We start from the raw sequence: 15,437 nt of genomic DNA, 5'->3' as shown, positions 1-15,437 counted from the left end.
GCGACAACCTGAAGAGATCACGATGACCTGGACTGAAATCACCCGTGCGCAGTATTGCCGGGACGACCTGGAGTATGCAAGCGACCTGCGGGACAGGGAATGGGCGTTGATAGCGCCGCTGATGCCCGAGAGAAAGCGGCTGGGCAGGCCGCGGCGCACCGATTTGCGTCGTGTCATGGAGGCGATCCTGTACATTGTTACGACCGGCTGCCAATGGCGCCAATTGCCCCGGCACTTCCCTCCCTTCACGACCGTGCAGGGCTATTTCTACCGTTGGATCCGCGAGGGACGCTGGGAAGCGATAAACCATATTCTCGTGATCCTGTCGCGGGAGCAGGACGGGCGTGATGCCACACCGACCACAGGAATTATCGATAGCCAATCGGTTAAAACCGCAGAAAACGGCGGTCCGCGCGGTTATGATGCGGGCAAGAAGATCAAGGGGCGCAAGCGGCATATCGCCACCGACACGCTGGGCCATATCATGACCGCCGTCGTACATCCCGCCGACATCCAGGATCGTGACGGGGCATTGCTGGTTGCAGCCCGGATCCGTTCGCTGTTCCCCTGGTTGCGGCACCTGATCGCCGACGGCGGCTATGCCGGTGAGAAGCTGCGAAACGGGTTGGCGCAAATCGGGCGGTGGACGATCGAGATCATCAAGCGCTCCAATCAGGCCAGGGGCTTCGTCGTCCTGCCAAAGCGCTGGATCGTCGAGCGCAGCTTTGCCTGGCTGGGACGTTGTCGCCGCCTCACCAGGGACGTCGAAGCCACAATCTCCTCATCTGAAGCTTGGCTTATGATCGCTCATATCCGCAGAGTTCTGCGGAAAATCAATCAGGTTGCTTTTTGATTCAGACAGTTAGAGAGCACCAAGGACGTGGACTTGTTCCAGATGCTCGCCAATCCTGACGCCAAGGCAGTTCTGATTACCGCAGATAAGGCCATGTCACGCCGCCAGCATGAGATAGCGGCAATCCGTGAGACTGGTGCTGTGGTTGTGCTGTGTACCAAGGTATGGAACCAGCAAAGCGATGTAGTGGAACGCACACGGATGATGGTCTGGTGGTGGCCCATGATCCTGCATTGCTCAATGGCGGCTGATCGCGGGTCGTTTCTGGAAGTGCCCTGGGCAAACACCGTGAAGGCACTGAGGCGGTGGCGGGCATGACCCGCTTGCTTTGATTCCCCTCCGCTGGAACCAGCAGAAAACCGCCACCCTTTGAAAAACTAATCAAAGGTTTGAATGTGACACGGTTTTCGGGGTTGGCCTGAGATCCCCATAGCTTGCCGCATGAGCAAGGGTGGGTCTTGGAAGAAGGGGTCTCAGCCAACATTTAATCTAGTTATAGGCTGTATACTCGCATATGGGGGGGCACATTGAAGCCTCTTGTCAGATTGATATCTGGGCCTCATAGAACGGAAAGTTACAGCAGGAGTTGATGCTTGTAAGCCGCGTTTTGTGGCTGTTTGCCGTAGAGCTTTTGTTTTTGATGCAACCCTAGCCGGAGGAAAATCATGCCAGATTATGACCGCGCCATTAGGGAAGCAAACCGTCTGGTTGCGCGATATTATTTTGAGACCCCCCCTGTTGACCCTGAAATTATAGCTGAGGGTGAGGGAGTGGACGTGTTATATGCGCGCTTTAAGCCTGCGGTTTCAAACAATCTTTCTGGCTACTTGGATATTAAAAGTCGTGAGATAGTGGTGAATAAAGAAATTTCACCCACGCGGAAGATTTTTACGATTGCGCATGAGCTGGGGCATTTCATTTTGCATCAGGATTATGCGGCGTCTCAGAATTATCTGACGCTGCCAAGACGCGATGATTACGCAGACCGCAAGCCAGATGTTGAAAAAGAAGCAGATGTTTTTGCGGCCAATCTTTTGATGCCTGAAACAATGGTGCGCAAATACATGGAAGTCGCATCGATCCCAGAAATGGCTCGTATGTTCGCAGTATCCGATGCCGCTATGCGTCACAGGGTGAGCCAGCTTTCGCGAGTAAGAACTGGCTGGTGGCGCCGATAATCGGATGCAAGTTAAACCCTTTGATCTCAATGCTGCAAAGAGTGGCCTAGATGACGACAGAAAAGAACGGGATAGAGGCAAAGGTCACGAGTTATCTGATGCGCGTCGTGAAACTGTTGAGGTAGAGGGACGCGCAAAATTTTTCTTCATGCGTTCGATATGGTCTTGGTGTATTATCGCATGGATATCTGTTTTGATTATTTTCAATTGCAGCTTGGCGTTGTTTATAGGGATAGGATATTTAGACTACACAAAATACAGGTGGTTTATTACTTCCGTGACGGTAGAAACATTTCTTCAAATCGTAGGAATGGGATATATAGCTGTAAAATTTCTGTTTTCTTCTGGCAAATAATCTACAGTTGCAGGGCTGAGTCACAGGGCGGTCTCAAATAAAACCCCTTCAGGGCGAATCCGGAATCCCTTTTCTCTTTAATTTTTTACGGATGACAAACAGTTCTGAGTAATGCCGCAAGTAACGGCTTTCCATGTTTTACCTCCAATTGCCCGACAATGTGCTCTGTCACATCACGGAGCAGTTCTTGCTGATGATCCAGCCCCTAGATACAGCTAGTCCGTAACTCTCGAATGCATTGTTCCTGCCGCTCAATAATCTGGAGGGTTCGAAGAACCGTTGATTGATTTCCCTTTTGCCTGATTTCAGGTTTTTAGCGAGTTGATTGCTGGTTCGTGGACCTGATTTTCACTCTGTGTATTGAGCAGAGTGAGGGTCTCATGCCCTGGATTGCTACGCGATCGCGTTAATCCGCTCCAGGAGGAGAAAGCGACGCATATTATAGACGATATTGGCCAGCCCGATCCTCATGGTGGCTCGCGTTATGCCAACAGTTCGTATGAACAGTCCTGTCTGCGATTTCTGATCGGCAAAGACATGCTCGACACGCGACCGGATAACGGATTTTCCTGCATTCGATTTCTGGATATGTCGTGGCATGGGCTTGAGATGAGGCTTTTTCCTGTGAACCTTCGAGACAAAGCCATGCTTTTCCATGAAGTTCTCATTGGCTTTTGAGCGGTAGGCTGTATCTGCCCAGACATCAGACGCCGTATTGCTGCGATCAAGAAGCCCCTCACGTAGTCTGGCACCATCGCTGGCAGCGGCATCCGTCGTTTTCCATTTGCGGATCAGCCGAAATTTCCGGTCGATGGAAATATGCGATTTATAGCCAAAGAAAGGGATGGCGAGATCCGTAGACGGGATCGTCCCGTCATCCTGACGCTTTGCTTTGGTGAACTTCAGCGTCCATCGCGCATGACGATCTTTATGGGACAGCTTTGACGGCTTGTCCTGCCAATCCTGTGGGATCCGTCCTTCCCGCAGATCGGCCTTCTCCTCATTGGTATTGCGCTGCTTCGGGGCCGCTACCAGTGTCGCGTCCAGGATCTGGCCTGACATGGGGAGATAACCGGCATTCCGCAGGGTCGCATCAAAGCGGTTGAACAAAACATCAATTGCTCCCGCCTGTGTCAGACGTTCCCGGAACAGCCAGACGGTCCTGGCATCAGGCACGCGGTCAGACAGCCCTAGACCAAGGAAGCGCATGAAGGACAGGCGGTCGTTGATCAGGTATTCCGTCCGTTCGTCGGACAAATTGTTCAGCGTCTGGATGACCAGAATTTTGAACATCAGCACCGGATCAAACGGAGGACGACCGCCTTTGCTGCCGTCTGAATAGGCCAGAGCCTTGTTCAGATCAGAACGGAAGACTTCAAAATCCACAGTCCGGGAAAACGCTTCAAGCTGGTCACCCAGCCCGCTCAACCGGGCAAGCCGCTCTTCAACATCAAAGAAACCCAACTGCTTCATCTTCCATACCCCCCAAATCAACGCAGAGGGAATGGAATCACACAGAGAGGCCCAAAACCAGAGGGTTTTTCGAACCCTCCAGATTCAAAAGTGGGTTCAATGGCAAAACTTGCGAATTTGCGCAAGTTTGCAAATTTATCGTTTCAACCTGACCCCAGCCCCACCACCGTTTTCAGCAATGAACTCCACGCCTGCGGTCTCTAGAGCTGTGCGAATGGCTTCGATCGTACGGGGGTAAAGTGATTCTCCGCGTTCAAGCCTAGTAATGGTGTTGGTAGAGACCTGCGCAAGCCCGGCCAAATCCCGCACACCTAGATTAAGGCCCGCGCGGGCCATCCTGCACTGTTCTGGGGTCATATAAACTTCGCTACACCGTGTCGATATTGGGTTGACCAAGAGGCAAAACTTGTGGACAGTGTAGCAACCTTGCGTTTCTTGGCAAGGTGGCCGGACGGGAAGGTGGAAGCTCCCGCGCCCGGCCTAACCACAACCGAAGCGGAGTTTCGGCAATGGCTAACCGTGCCTATAGCACGCCCATAAGCACATGGGCATTCCACATCGTATGTACAAGGCTTCCCGCTCTCATGGCCCCGGCCTTGGTTGCGCTGGCCCTGCTGGGGCTGGCAACGCCTGATCCGGTCATATCGGGCCGGGCCGTACATGCGCAGGGGGTGGCACAATGACCCCTCTGGAGCGCGCAGCCTATGGCCTGAACTGGCAGGCCGACCACCAACGCCGCGTTGCCGTGATCTGTGACGCCCTGACCGATTACCTCAGCAACAAGGCAGGCGGCCCCGATAGCGGGGACGCAGACCTGTGCGGAGGGGTGGCCCTGTTCCTGTCGGCTTATATCCGGCATGGCGCAGACGTGGCCGCAGAAGACGCCAAGCACGCGGAGGCTGGGGCATGACAAGTATATTCCCCCTTACCGGGTTTGAGCATGACGCAGTGCTTAATCTCCGAGACACAGACACCATACTGCACACGGCCCAGATGCTGTCTGCTCTTGTGGTGGAAGTGACTGCTAAAGGTCTTAACCCATCGCGCGAAATGGCTGAGCCCGATGCCCTGCACTGGTTGAGCCTGCGCTTGCAAGACCAACTCGATCTACTGTCCGCCCATACCGGACAAAAGGATGCCCCCCGATACATGATGCAAGAGGGAGCGCGTCCATGACCCCAGATGAAGCGTGGGCCGTCTTCGGTGTGTCTGACCCGATTAAACACGGGAAGGCATGGGCCGAGTCCGTGTGGGGCGTTGATGGCCTGCCCATGTCCCGGGCTGTTCAGCTTGTGCCGCAGGAGGCGGACGCTCTGGGCAAAACCATGACAGAGCGGGGCGGCACACCGCTGGTTGAGCATTACTGCAGCGCCTTCACCATTTCAGCCAAGGCCCGGCTGTTTGATCTTTATATGTCCCGACACCACGGAGGGTGCGCATGACCAGCCCCATACAGACGGCAACCATTGCCGCCCTCAGCTCTGACCGTTGCTGCTGGAAAGAGGCGACCTTTAACGATGGTCTCCAGCATAGTCGGAGATTTGTCCGCGCCTATCGCAGAGTGCAGAAGGCAAGGGCCACCACCCTCAAAGACCTGCAATGCAAGGCCCGGCTGGTCCTGCTGACTTCTGATGATCCCACCAGCATGGAGGCCAGCTTGGCGCACGATGTGCTGGCTTACGTGGGGGCAAAAGCATGACCTGCAAAACGCCAGAGGCAACGCCGGATAAGCGCGATCTTATCCTAGCCGCCAGTCAGGACCTCAGCGCCATTTCTATCTGCCTTGGCGCCATAGGCGGGGATCTGATGATGAACCCCAATGCCCCTAGACGGCTGCCGGATGGGGTGGGGCATGCCCTTGAATGGCTGAGTGCTGAGATCGAGCGCCGGTGCGCTTTGATTGATGAGGAACTGTCGTGAGCGCGCGCAATATGGTTGGGGAGGGTGTCGCACTGGCGCGACAGATATGCCCTAAAATCCCACCAGAAGCTTGTATGTGACTTTTTGTCACATCTCATGTGTGAGGGCACCCAACACACGGCAAAGGTGCTGTGTACGCCAAAAAAAACGAAAACGAAGATATAATGCCTTTCCCACGCGCGTGCATCGCTGCTACATAGAGAGAAGAGAACAGAGTGAATACGACGCGGGCCTGCTGCTTTACTGGTTGAGTGGCGGGCCGTCCAAAAGAAAAGCCACCCAAGGCGCGCCAACGCCCAGAGTGGCTTTTCCGAGGATTAAGCGTCATTGCTGGACGGTACGGTGGTTGAACCGGAGCGTGTAAGCAAGGACACAAAGCCTTTTGAGAGCGGCTTGTAACCTTTTCTTACATGTACCTGCTTGCTGAGATAAAGTGTTAAGGTGGGGGTTATCCCATTTTTTAATGCATAGCTCAGCTAAACCTTCGTTCCGTTCGGCACCCATCAACCAGCCGGACGAGTGAAACATGGCCGCAGAACACAAAGATTTTCTATCTCTCACAGAAGCGCTTGCCGTACTGAATAGGGAACGCTTGGCGCGTGACGCCAATGCGCACTGTTACGCGCCGTCCACGGCTTATGGATATGCCGCAGCAGGCCGTATCCCTGCTGAACGGAGGGGCCGGGCCTATTTTGTGCGTCGGTCTGATCTGCCCGTTGTTGCTGACCGCCTGCCGCTTGGTGGCCGTTGGCCCTCCGCCTCCGTGGTATGAGGGGCAGCCACCATGAGCACAGCAGATCATAATCAGGACGCCCCTCATTACGTCTCTATGGAGGCATGGCTCGCCCGCACAGGCATGTCCCGCACGGACACGTACCGCAAGCTGGGTGAGGGCGTTTTGAAGGCCAAGAAAATTGGACGCAAAACGGTCATAGATTTCCGGGTTGGTATGGCATGGATTGAGTCCTTGCCTGACGCTGAGATCATCACGAAATAAAACGGCCACCCGTCATTTCTGAGGGTGGCCGTTCCGTGTTCTGTACAAGAAGTAATCGCTATCTCCTTATACAGAATGCGGCGTGATCTCGTCCAATGGAAATGGCGCTTGGTCCTGATTGCAGGACTAAATGACCATGACGGTTAAAAACCCGCTACGCCCCGACTCTGTACGCACGGGGCCAATAGACTTCCAGACAATCAACCGGGTCGCCCTTGCCGCGCTTCCGGCCCTGCTGGGGCGGTGGCTGCCAGACGGGAAAAAGCAGGGGCATGAATGGGTCGCCCGGAATCCCAAAAGGGGAGACAGGCAGCCCGGCTCTTTCAGTGTGAACCTGAACACGGGGCGCTGGGCAGACTTCGCCCAGGCAGATGCACGCGGCGGGGATGTGATCTCTCTTGCCGCCTATTTGGCCAGCATCACCCAGTACGAAGCCGCACAGGAACTGGCCAAAATGCTGGGCCTGAAAGGTGCTGGAGCATGAGCACGCTTTCATCCGAGCCCTGCACCCAAACGCCAGACCTGTTCGCCCCCCTGACGGAAGCGGAGAAAACCTCTGCCCCGGTCAACATGAGCGCCTTCAAAGAGGAGTGGGAGCCTGTTGTTCCAGCCCCCTCCGAGCCGGAAATACCCTCTGGCGCACAGGCTATGTGGGTTTACCGCAATGCGGAGGGGCAGCCTCTTTTTGCGCGTTTCCGGTACGACAGCATCAGCCAAGGCGGTCCTATAGCCAAAGAAGTGCGACCACTGACTTATGGCCGCCGTGTCTGGATGGATAAGCACAACCGGCGGCATGATGTAACGGGGTGGCACTGGAAGCAGCCTGCCAAACCCCTGCCTCTGTATGGTCTGGACCGGCTGGCGGCGCATTCAGATGCACCCGTGCTACTGGTAGAAGGCGAGAAAGCGGCTGATGCCGGGGCTTCGCTTTTTCCTGACTACGCTGTGATTACCTCCGGCGGGAGCACGTCCGCCACAAGTGCCGACTGGTCGCCGCTGTCTGGCCGGGATGTCACGATCTGGCCTGACAATGACGAACCGGGGGAGAAATATGCCCAAGCTGCCATTGAAGCGGCCCGCGATGCTGGAGCGCGTTCCGTACGAGCGGTGAAACTGCCTGATGCTCTGCCCGCTGGATGGGATGTTGCCGACCCATTGCCGGAAAGCATGGCAAGCGAAGCAGATGCCGCCGACACCCTCCGCGCCCTGTTGGACACCGCACCGCAGGCAGAGGCCAACGTAAAAATGCCCCCCGGTTATCGCATGACACCGCGCGGGCTGTATTTCACCCCAGATGCAACAGGTGACACGTTGCCCATGCCCATATGGGTATCCGCCCCTTTTGAGGTGATGGCCGAAACGCGCGATGAGGGCGGGACTGGCTGGGGAGTGCTTATAAGCTGGCTGGATCAGGACCGGCGGCGTCACCAGTGGGCCATCCCCAAAAAGATGGCGCATGGTGAAGGCAAAGAGATCGCCGGGGAGTTGGAAGATGCAGGCCTGAACTGCTCCATTTCTGCAACCCGGCTCCTCCGCCAGTTCATTGCATCCGTTCATACAAAAATCCGCCTTCGGTGCGTGAGCACTGGAGGATGGCACAAGACGGAGCAGGGGCCGGTCTTTGTACTGCCCAATGGCACAACGCTGGGGATCGGACGCAGGGCCGTGGCTTTCCAGACTACACGGGCCGCCTCTGGCGCTGAATATGCAACGGCAGGGGCGTTGGAGGACTGGAAGCGCGAAATTGCAGCCTATGCGGTGGGCAATAGCCGCTTGGCTTTTGCCCTCTCAGTAGCGTTCTGCGGTCCCCTTCTGGATATTATGGGCGAGCAGTCCGGGGGTTTCCACATCGTAGGCAAAAGCCAGTCTGGCAAATCCACCTCCCTGTACGCGGCGGGCTCCGTCTGGGGCAAGGGCGACCGTGACGGACAGGTGCGGTCATGGCGTGGCACCACGAACGGCACGGAGGGCATTGCTGCGGAAACCTCCGATACCCTGCTTATTCTGGATGAGATGGGGCAGGCCGACAGCCGGGAAGTCGGGGACATTACCTATATGCTGGCCAACAACACCGGCAAGCAGCGGGCGGGGCGTAATGGAGAGGCCCGCACACGCAAGACATGGCGTTCTTTGTTCCTATCCACGGGCGAGGTCACGCTTGCAACCAAGATGGGCGAGGCCGGACGCCGCGCAATGGCGGGGCAGGAAGTACGCCTGGTCAATATCCCAGCAGATGCAGGGGCCGGGATGGGTCTGTTTGAGGCCCTGCATGGTATGCCCTCCGCCGGTGATCTGGCCGACCATATCCGCAACGCAGCCCGTACCAGTTATGGAACTGCCAGCCATGCCTATCTTGAAGCTCTTGTGAAAGATCGGGCGGAGGACGAGGCAGGGTTGTCCTCAGGCATAAAAGGGATGGTGGGCAGCTTTGAGGTCGATTGCCTGCCCGGCGGCCCTGTGGACGGGCAGGTGCGCTCTGTGGTGCGCCGCTTTGGCCTTGTGGCTGCCGCTGGCGAAGTCGCAACGGCTTACGGTGTGCTGCCTTGGAAGCATGGCGAGTCCATAAATGCGGCTAAGGTCTGCTTTCAGGCATGGCTGGAAGATCGCGGCGGGACACAGGCCGCAGAAGACCGCGAAGCCATAGAGCAGGTCCGCGCCTTCATAGAGGAACACGGAGAGAGCCGCTTTACCCTTCTGGGTAGCCCTGATGATGAGGGGGAAAACCCCCATACCCGCACAAACTACCGGGCCGGGTTCCGGCGGCTGACAGAAACGCCAGATGGAGGGCGTTGGGAATATCTGGTCCTGCCCGAGACATGGAGGAAAGAGGTTTGCAAGGGAATTGACGCCAAGAGAGCCGCGCAAGCCCTGCGTGCCTCTGGCTATCTGCTGCCTGACCAGTCCGGGAAAATGTCTCAATCCGTGCGCCTGCCCAATATCGGAAAGGCGCGCGTCTATGTCGTGAGTAGCACGATCATGGGGGGCGACAATGCTTAACGGCTCTTCTGTGGAACTAAGCGCTCATTACTCCGGTGTTCCGGGTGTTCCGGTGTTCCGCTGTGCGGAAAATGGCGGAAAACAGTCGGTTTATCTTGGTGTACACTGGAACACCGGGAAATCTCTCTGGTGTTCCAAGTGTTCCGGCAAGCGCGCCGTCCTCCCTCATGGAACACCCGGAACACCTTGCAAAGAGAGTAGGTGTTCCAATTCTGCCGTAAGGAATTGGCCGGAAACTGCGCTTTCTATGGGGTGGAACACCCGGAACACGTGGAACACCGCATTTAACGACACCCGGAGGGCGCTGACATGGTGAGCCACGCCCTTCTTGATCTGTTCAGCCAGCATGACGGCGGGAAAGCCGATGTGCAGGCCGGGCCTCGCTCTGCCGCGCCCCCTCCGTCTGTGGATGATCTACTCAGTGAGGTGGAGCGTCTGGGGTGCCGGATTGATCTTGTGGACTGCCAGCCCGTTATCCGAGCCAACAGCGCGGCACTCACGCCTTCCCTGCTGGCTATGCTGAAAGAGAACCGGTCAGCCATCATCGCTCGGCTTAGTGATCGGGCAGCCCTAGCGGGGCCTTTATCCGCCAGCATCATCTCGGAACGCTCAGGCATCCGCAAAGACGCCGCCACCGGCAAGCTGCACCTGTTTGGCAACCCAAGCCCGGCATGGCTGAAAAAACAGGGGTGGGCGTGGGACGACAGGCAGCGGCGCTTTGTTGCCACTTACCCCCATGATCGAGCCGACCCGCGCCCATGCGACATGATAGGCGGTGGCCCGCCCCTGCCTGCCGACTACCCCGAAATAATCTTTGAACCCCAGGACAAAGGAGCAGCCTGACATGGCCGCGCTTTACACAACAGCATCCGCAATACCCGGCATTATTGCCGACCCCGCCACGCTGGCCCCACAGTCCGTACGGTGCCTGTGGATGCGCCCTGTCCTGAATAAAGACAGCATGGCCGCATTCCTTCCCTCCGTAGTTTTCACGGACGGCACGGATTGCCCTCTGGCGTGTGAAATGAACGATCTGCACGCCCGCCAGTTCTGCCAGCGCCTTGCGGCCATCCATGACTGGCCGGTGAAAGATGGCAGGGTATTGGAAGGGAGTGCTGAGGTGGCTGCTGATCGGGTCTTTGCCTCTCTGGATGAGGGAGACCGGATGGAAATGGATGGCAAAGGCTGGGTGAATATACCCGGCATGGGGCGGATGGCTGCCATCTTTGCGCATGAGGCGGGCTTGCCTCTTGGCGTGGCCGTTGAAGGCATCACCCATAAGCTGGCGCGTATGTTCGCGGATATTGAAGCTAAGGGGGCAATGCCGCCGCATGACGTAAAGAAAAACATGCGGGCAGCAACAGAGGCAGCCTGTGCGAAGCTGGCCGAACTGTATGGAGACGAGACACAGGGCCCGGGTGCAGGCAGCCTGTCACCTGCGCAGTTCGGTATTTTGGTTGCTGATTACCATTACAGCAAAGGAAGTACGGATGAACTGTTCCAGCGCGGCCTTACGGCGGCCCTTGAGGCGGGGGCAGAGGCATGGCGGGCGCAAGGAGAGGGAGAGGACGAAATGGATCAGAAAACAGACCTCATGCTTGATGCTTCCCTCCGCCACTGGTTCCGCCTGACGGGCCGGGCGGTAAGGTCGGTCTGAAGCGGAGGAAAAGCCATGGCCACATCCCCCAAGATCATCGCCCCCATATCGTTCGACATGACAACGGGCCGCATGACAGGCCCGGCTGGGAGCATAGTGCTTTCTCCAGCTATGAGGGCGTTAGCCTCGTGTTTTTGGCGGCACGGTGAAAAGACTGCATTCCCATTCAGTGTTGCTCAGGAAGTTCTATGGCCGGAGGGGGCCGCTTTGCCTGCGGACCCAGAACAGGTGTTCCGGCATGATCTGAGAGAGCTGCGTATCGTGACAAGAGCGCTCTCATTCGGGGGTGAAAGTGCTCTGGACTTCCGGCAGGACAAACAAAGGAACTGGCTGGTTACATCAAGAAAAACAGGGGGACGCCCCTAAGCGCTCGCGTGCGTGCATGCGCGCACTTGCTGCGGAAATCCTCGCGTGTGTGCGTGCCCGCGCGTATTGCGCGGAAAAGGTATGCTGGCAGAGCTCATGGCAGGCCTAGCGTTCGTTTTAAGATGGGGAATAAGGGGGGTAACGATTACAAGAAAACCGTTAAGCCGTTGTTTTTATTGTGATTTTTGGAAGGCTTTGGCGGAGGGGAAGGGATTCGAACCCTCGATACGACTTGACATCGTATAACGGTTTAGCAAACCGCCGCCTTCAGCCTCTCGGCCACCCCTCCGCCGAAGAGTGCAGACACGACGTTTGCATCGCTGCTTTTAGGGGGTTTGGCGCGTTCCGTCAAACCCCCTGATGCGTAATTTGGTGTTATTTTTTATCTGGTCGTTTTTACGCGTCCAGATGGGTCTTCAGGGCTTCGTTCACCATGGCCGGGTTGGCCTTGCCCTTGGTTTCCTTCATGACCTGCCCCACAAAAAAGCCGAACAGCTTGTCTTTGCCGGAGCGGTATTCGGCCAGTTTGTCGGGGTGTTTTTCCAGCACGGCGGTAATGGCCGCATCAATCGCACCCGTATCGGTAACCTGCCGCAGGCCCTTCTTTTCCACGATGGCATCGGGGCTTTCACCCGTTTCCACCATGTCTTCAAAGACCTCCTTGGCAATTTTGCCGTTAATGGTCTTGTCCGCAATCAGGTCCAGCATCTTGCCCAGTGCATCCGCACTGACCGGGCTGGTCTCAATCGTGTTGCTGGTGCGGTTGAGGGCGGCAAACAGGTCGCCCATAACCCACGTAGCTGCCAGCTTGCCGTCCCGCCCACGGGCCACGGCCTCGTAATAGTCGGCTACGGCCTGTTCGGCTATCAGCACCCCGGCATCGTAAAAGGCAATGCCGTATTCGGCCTGAAAGCGCGCGCGTTTGGCATCGGGCAGTTCGGGCAGTTTGGTGGCCAGTTCGTCCACCCATGCCTGTTCCAGCACCAGCGGCAGCAGGTCGGGGTCGGGGAAGTAGCGGTAGTCATGCGCATCTTCCTTGGAGCGCATGGTCCGGGTTTCGCCCCGGCCGGGGTCGAACAGGCGGGTTTCCTGATCCACCTCGCCCCCGTTTTCCCAGATTTCCACCTGGCGGGCGGCTTCCACCTCAATGGCCTGCATGACAAAGCGGATGGAGTTGACGTTCTTGATCTCGCAGCGCGTGCGGAAGGGTTCCCCCGCCTTGCGGACCGATACGTTGACGTCAGCACGCATGGAGCCTTCTTCCATGTTGCCATCGCAGGTGCCGAGGTAACGCAGGATCTGGCGCAGCTTGCGCAGGTAGGCCCCGGCTTCTTCGGGCTCACGGATGTCAGGCTCGCTCACGATTTCCATCAGCGCCACGCCGGAGCGGTTGAGGTCCACAAAGGACTTTGTGGGGTCCTGATCGTGCAGCAGCTTCCCCGCATCCTGCTCAAGGTGCAGGCGGGTAATGCCGATTTCGCGCACATCCCCGTTTTGCAGTTCGATGCTGATGGTGCCCTTGCCCACAATGGGGTGCTCGAACTGGCTGATCTGGTAGCCCTGCGGCAGATCGGCGTAGAAGTAGTTCTTGCGGTCAAACCGGCTGAACAGGTTGATCTGCGCGTTAAGCCCCAGCCCTGTGCGAATGGCCTGCGCCACACATTCGTGGTTGATGACGGGCAGCATGCCGGGGAATGCGGCATCCACCAGACTGACCTGTGTGTTGGGGTCCCCCCCAAAGGTGGTGGACGCACCGGAGAACAGCTTGGAATGGCTGATAACCTGTGCGTGGACTTCCAGCCCGACCACAATTTCCCACGTGCCGGTGCGGCCTTCAATCGTGTAGCTCATGCGCCTGCTCCCGCATGGACGGATGGCGTGTGCGTAAAGCCTGCCGCCGCTTCCAGCGCGCCGCCAATGGACAGCACGGTTTCTTCATCAAAATGCTTGCCAATAACCTGTAGCCCCAGCGGCAGCCCGGCATCGTTCAGCCCTACGGGCACGGAAAGTGCGGGCACGCCGGCCATGCTGGCGGGCACGGTAAAGATGTCGTTGAGGTACATCTGCACCGGGTCGTCCATGTTTTCGCCCTGTGCAAAGGCGGCGGACGGGGCGGTGGGGGTCAGCAGCACGTCCACGTTTTCAAACGCGTTTTCAAAGTCACGCTTGATCAGGGTGCGGACCTTCTGCGCCTTCAGGTAATACGCATCGTAATATCCGGCGGACAGAACATACGTGCCCATCAGAATACGGTTACGCACTTCCTGCCCAAAGCCTGCGGCACGGGTGGCTTCATACACACCATCCAGCGAGGGGGCGTCCTTGCGCAGGCCAAAGCGGATGCCATCATACCGCGCAAGGTTGGAGGAGCATTCAGCCGGGGCAATAATGTAGTAGGTGGTCAGCCCGTAGCGCGTATGGGGGAGGGAGACATCCACCACTTCGCAGCCTGCGGCCTTCAGCCATGCAATGCCCTGTTCCCACATGGCCACAATTTCGGCTGGCAGGCCGGGTGCGCGGTATTCCGCGGGAATGCCCACGCGCAGGCCCTTAACGCTTTTGCCCACGGCTTTGTGGAATGCGGGCACGGAGCGGTTGGAGCTTGTGCTGTCCTTGGCGTCAAAACCTGCCATGGCTTCCAGCATCAGCCCGGCATCGGCCACGCTGCGGGTCATGGGGCCAGCTTGGTCGAGCGAGCTGGCAAAGGCAATGGTGCCCCAGCGGCTGCACCGGCCGTAAGTGGGTTTAAGGCCAACAATACCGCAATAGGCTGCGGGCTGGCGGATGGAGCCGCCTGTATCCGTGCCCGTTGCGGCCAGCGCCATGCCTGCGGCAACCGCAGCGGAGGACCCGCCGGAGGAGCCGCCGGGCACAAGGGCGGTGGCCTCGTCCCCTTTGCGCTTCCACGGGTTTGTGGCCGGGCCAAAGGCGGAATTGATGTTGGCCGAGCCCATGGCGAACTCGTCCAGATTGGTCTTGCCAAGGAACACCGCGCCTGCGTTCAGCAGATTGGCGGTGACCGTGCTCTCATAGGGGGGCACAAAGTCGGCCAGCATCTTGCTTGCAGCCGTGGTGCGCACGCCCTTGGTGCAGAACAGGTCTTTTACGCCAATGGGCAGGCCGTCCATAATACCGGCCGTGCCGGCTGCGTAGCGGGCATCTGCGGCGTCAGCACTGGCCAGTACATCGGCTTCGGGCAGAACGGTAATGTAGGCGTTAAGGGCGGTGTTCAGGCGGCCAATGGCGTCCAGGTGAGCCTGTGCCAGCTCCCGCGCGGAAAACTTGCGGGCGGCAAGCCCGGCGCGGGCTTCGGTTAGGGTTAGACCGGTCAGCATTATTCCACCACCTTGGGTACGGTATAAAAGGGGCCAGATGTTTCGGGCGCGCAGGCCAGCAGGGCATCGCGGCAGTTGCCGTCGGTCACCTTGTCTTCACGCTGGCGCAGGGTTTCGGTTTCTGTTCCCACCATGGGCGGCACACCGGTAACATCCACTTCGGCAAGCTGGTCAATCCAGCCCAGAATGCCATTAAGCTTCTGGCGCGTGGCCTCCAGCTCGTTTTCCTCAAGCCCTATACGGGCCAGTTTTGCGATGCGTCGGGTGGTCGCAAGGTCTAGCGACATGAGAGTGGGCCCCTCTTTC

General features: G+C 57.8%; 19 protein-coding genes, 1 tRNA gene and 1 pseudogene. 15 read left to right on the top strand and 6 right to left on the bottom strand.

The annotated features are described in order from the left end of the window. Nucleotides 1-22 precede the first annotated feature (22 nt). The 4 genes and pseudogenes from LKE65_RS02915 (at nt 23) to LKE65_RS02900 (ending at nt 2,386) form a co-directional block, all read left to right on the top strand. The gene (locus LKE65_RS02915; RefSeq protein ID WP_278741745.1) at nt 23-853 is read left to right on the top strand and encodes an IS5 family transposase; all 831 of its coding nucleotides are present in this window, start codon (nt 23-25) and stop codon (nt 851-853) included. A 24-nt stretch (nt 854-877) separates the two neighbouring features. Beyond that, nucleotides 878-1,171, top strand: a pseudogene (locus LKE65_RS02910) (hypothetical protein); the annotation flags it as partial. 347 nt (nt 1,172-1,518) lie between these two features. Then, nucleotides 1,519-2,031 (top strand): ImmA/IrrE family metallo-endopeptidase, encoded by a 513-nt coding sequence (locus LKE65_RS02905; RefSeq protein ID WP_278740390.1) that lies wholly within the window; start codon nt 1,519-1,521, stop codon nt 2,029-2,031. A 4-nt stretch (nt 2,032-2,035) separates the two neighbouring features. Further along, on the top strand, nt 2,036-2,386 hold the full coding sequence (locus tag LKE65_RS02900; RefSeq protein WP_278740388.1) for a hypothetical protein: 351 nt from the start codon (nt 2,036-2,038) through the stop codon (nt 2,384-2,386). Nucleotides 2,387-2,779: 393 nt separating this feature from the next. On the opposite strand, the gene LKE65_RS02895 is transcribed toward LKE65_RS02900, so the two are convergent. Together LKE65_RS02895 and LKE65_RS02890 are read right to left on the bottom strand one after the other, a co-directional pair. Then, nucleotides 2,780-3,859 carry an IS5 family transposase gene (locus LKE65_RS02895; RefSeq protein WP_278740387.1) on the bottom strand — a complete coding sequence of 360 codons (1,080 nt, stop codon included), beginning with the start codon at nt 3,857-3,859 and terminating at the stop codon, nt 2,780-2,782. A gap of 135 nt (nt 3,860-3,994) precedes the next feature. Beyond that, nucleotides 3,995-4,195 (bottom strand): XRE family transcriptional regulator, encoded by a 201-nt coding sequence (locus tag LKE65_RS02890; protein ID WP_278741743.1) that lies wholly within the window; start codon nt 4,193-4,195, stop codon nt 3,995-3,997. A 343-nt stretch (nt 4,196-4,538) separates the two neighbouring features. Here LKE65_RS02890 and LKE65_RS02885 point away from each other — a divergent pair, with 343 nt between their 5' ends. The 11 genes from LKE65_RS02885 (at nt 4,539) to LKE65_RS02835 (ending at nt 11,430) form a co-directional block, all read left to right on the top strand. Next, on the top strand, nt 4,539-4,769 hold the full coding sequence (locus LKE65_RS02885) for a hypothetical protein (RefSeq protein ID WP_278740385.1): 231 nt from the start codon (nt 4,539-4,541) through the stop codon (nt 4,767-4,769). After that, complete coding sequence (locus LKE65_RS02880) at nt 4,766-5,035, top strand: hypothetical protein (RefSeq protein WP_278740384.1); 270 nt, start codon at nt 4,766-4,768, stop codon at nt 5,033-5,035. Before LKE65_RS02885 ends, LKE65_RS02880 begins: the two co-directional genes overlap by 4 nt. Further along, nucleotides 5,032-5,301 (top strand): hypothetical protein, encoded by a 270-nt coding sequence (locus tag LKE65_RS02875; RefSeq protein WP_278740383.1) that lies wholly within the window; start codon nt 5,032-5,034, stop codon nt 5,299-5,301. Before LKE65_RS02880 ends, LKE65_RS02875 begins: the two co-directional genes overlap by 4 nt. Continuing rightward, a complete protein-coding gene (locus LKE65_RS02870; RefSeq protein ID WP_278740382.1) occupies nt 5,298-5,558 on the top strand; it encodes a hypothetical protein in 261 nt (86 codons plus the stop codon). The genes LKE65_RS02875 and LKE65_RS02870 overlap by 4 nt, the downstream gene beginning before the upstream one ends. Further along, complete coding sequence (locus LKE65_RS02865; RefSeq protein WP_278740381.1) at nt 5,555-5,779, top strand: hypothetical protein; 225 nt, start codon at nt 5,555-5,557, stop codon at nt 5,777-5,779. Before LKE65_RS02870 ends, LKE65_RS02865 begins: the two co-directional genes overlap by 4 nt. A 599-nt stretch (nt 5,780-6,378) precedes the next feature. Then, nucleotides 6,379-6,567, top strand: coding sequence for a hypothetical protein (locus LKE65_RS02860; RefSeq protein ID WP_278740380.1), 189 nt, complete (start codon nt 6,379-6,381; stop codon nt 6,565-6,567). Further along, nucleotides 6,564-6,776, top strand: a complete 213-nt coding sequence (locus tag LKE65_RS02855) for a hypothetical protein (RefSeq protein ID WP_278740378.1) — start codon at nt 6,564-6,566, stop codon at nt 6,774-6,776. Before LKE65_RS02860 ends, LKE65_RS02855 begins: the two co-directional genes overlap by 4 nt. 136 nt (nt 6,777-6,912) lie before the next feature. Further along, the gene (locus LKE65_RS02850; RefSeq protein ID WP_278740377.1) at nt 6,913-7,260 is read left to right on the top strand and encodes a hypothetical protein; all 348 of its coding nucleotides are present in this window, start codon (nt 6,913-6,915) and stop codon (nt 7,258-7,260) included. Beyond that, the gene (locus LKE65_RS02845) at nt 7,257-9,773 is read left to right on the top strand and encodes a DUF927 domain-containing protein (protein ID WP_278740374.1); all 2,517 of its coding nucleotides are present in this window, start codon (nt 7,257-7,259) and stop codon (nt 9,771-9,773) included. Before LKE65_RS02850 ends, LKE65_RS02845 begins: the two co-directional genes overlap by 4 nt. A 309-nt stretch (nt 9,774-10,082) precedes the next feature. Continuing rightward, nucleotides 10,083-10,616, top strand: a complete 534-nt coding sequence (locus LKE65_RS02840; protein WP_278740372.1) for a hypothetical protein — start codon at nt 10,083-10,085, stop codon at nt 10,614-10,616. A gap of 1 nt (nt 10,617) precedes the next feature. Beyond that, on the top strand, nt 10,618-11,430 hold the full coding sequence (locus LKE65_RS02835; protein ID WP_278740371.1) for a hypothetical protein: 813 nt from the start codon (nt 10,618-10,620) through the stop codon (nt 11,428-11,430). A gap of 562 nt (nt 11,431-11,992) precedes the next feature. Here the strand turns inward: LKE65_RS02835 and LKE65_RS02830 are convergent. The 4 genes from LKE65_RS02830 to gatC all read right to left on the bottom strand — a co-directional run bounded on the left by LKE65_RS02830 (nt 11,993) and on the right by gatC (nt 15,418). After that, nucleotides 11,993-12,085 (bottom strand) — tRNA-Ser (locus tag LKE65_RS02830). Between the two features lie 107 nt (nt 12,086-12,192). Further along, a complete protein-coding gene (gene gatB / locus LKE65_RS02825) occupies nt 12,193-13,647 on the bottom strand; it encodes an Asp-tRNA(Asn)/Glu-tRNA(Gln) amidotransferase subunit GatB (protein WP_095350457.1) in 1,455 nt (484 codons plus the stop codon). Beyond that, nucleotides 13,644-15,131, bottom strand: a complete 1,488-nt coding sequence (gene gatA / locus LKE65_RS02820; protein WP_278740369.1) for an Asp-tRNA(Asn)/Glu-tRNA(Gln) amidotransferase subunit GatA — start codon at nt 15,129-15,131, stop codon at nt 13,644-13,646. Before gatA ends, gatB begins: the two co-directional genes overlap by 4 nt. Beyond that, nucleotides 15,131-15,418 (bottom strand): Asp-tRNA(Asn)/Glu-tRNA(Gln) amidotransferase subunit GatC, encoded by a 288-nt coding sequence (gatC, locus tag LKE65_RS02815; protein WP_025828657.1) that lies wholly within the window; start codon nt 15,416-15,418, stop codon nt 15,131-15,133. Before gatC ends, gatA begins: the two co-directional genes overlap by 1 nt. Between the last annotated feature and the right edge of the window lie 19 nt (nt 15,419-15,437).

The organism is Acetobacter fabarum (genome assembly GCF_022483405.1).
In the GTDB taxonomy this organism is placed as follows: Bacteria; Pseudomonadota; Alphaproteobacteria; order Acetobacterales; family Acetobacteraceae; genus Acetobacter; species Acetobacter fabarum.
This window is presented reverse-complemented; position numbering and strand designations above follow the sequence as displayed.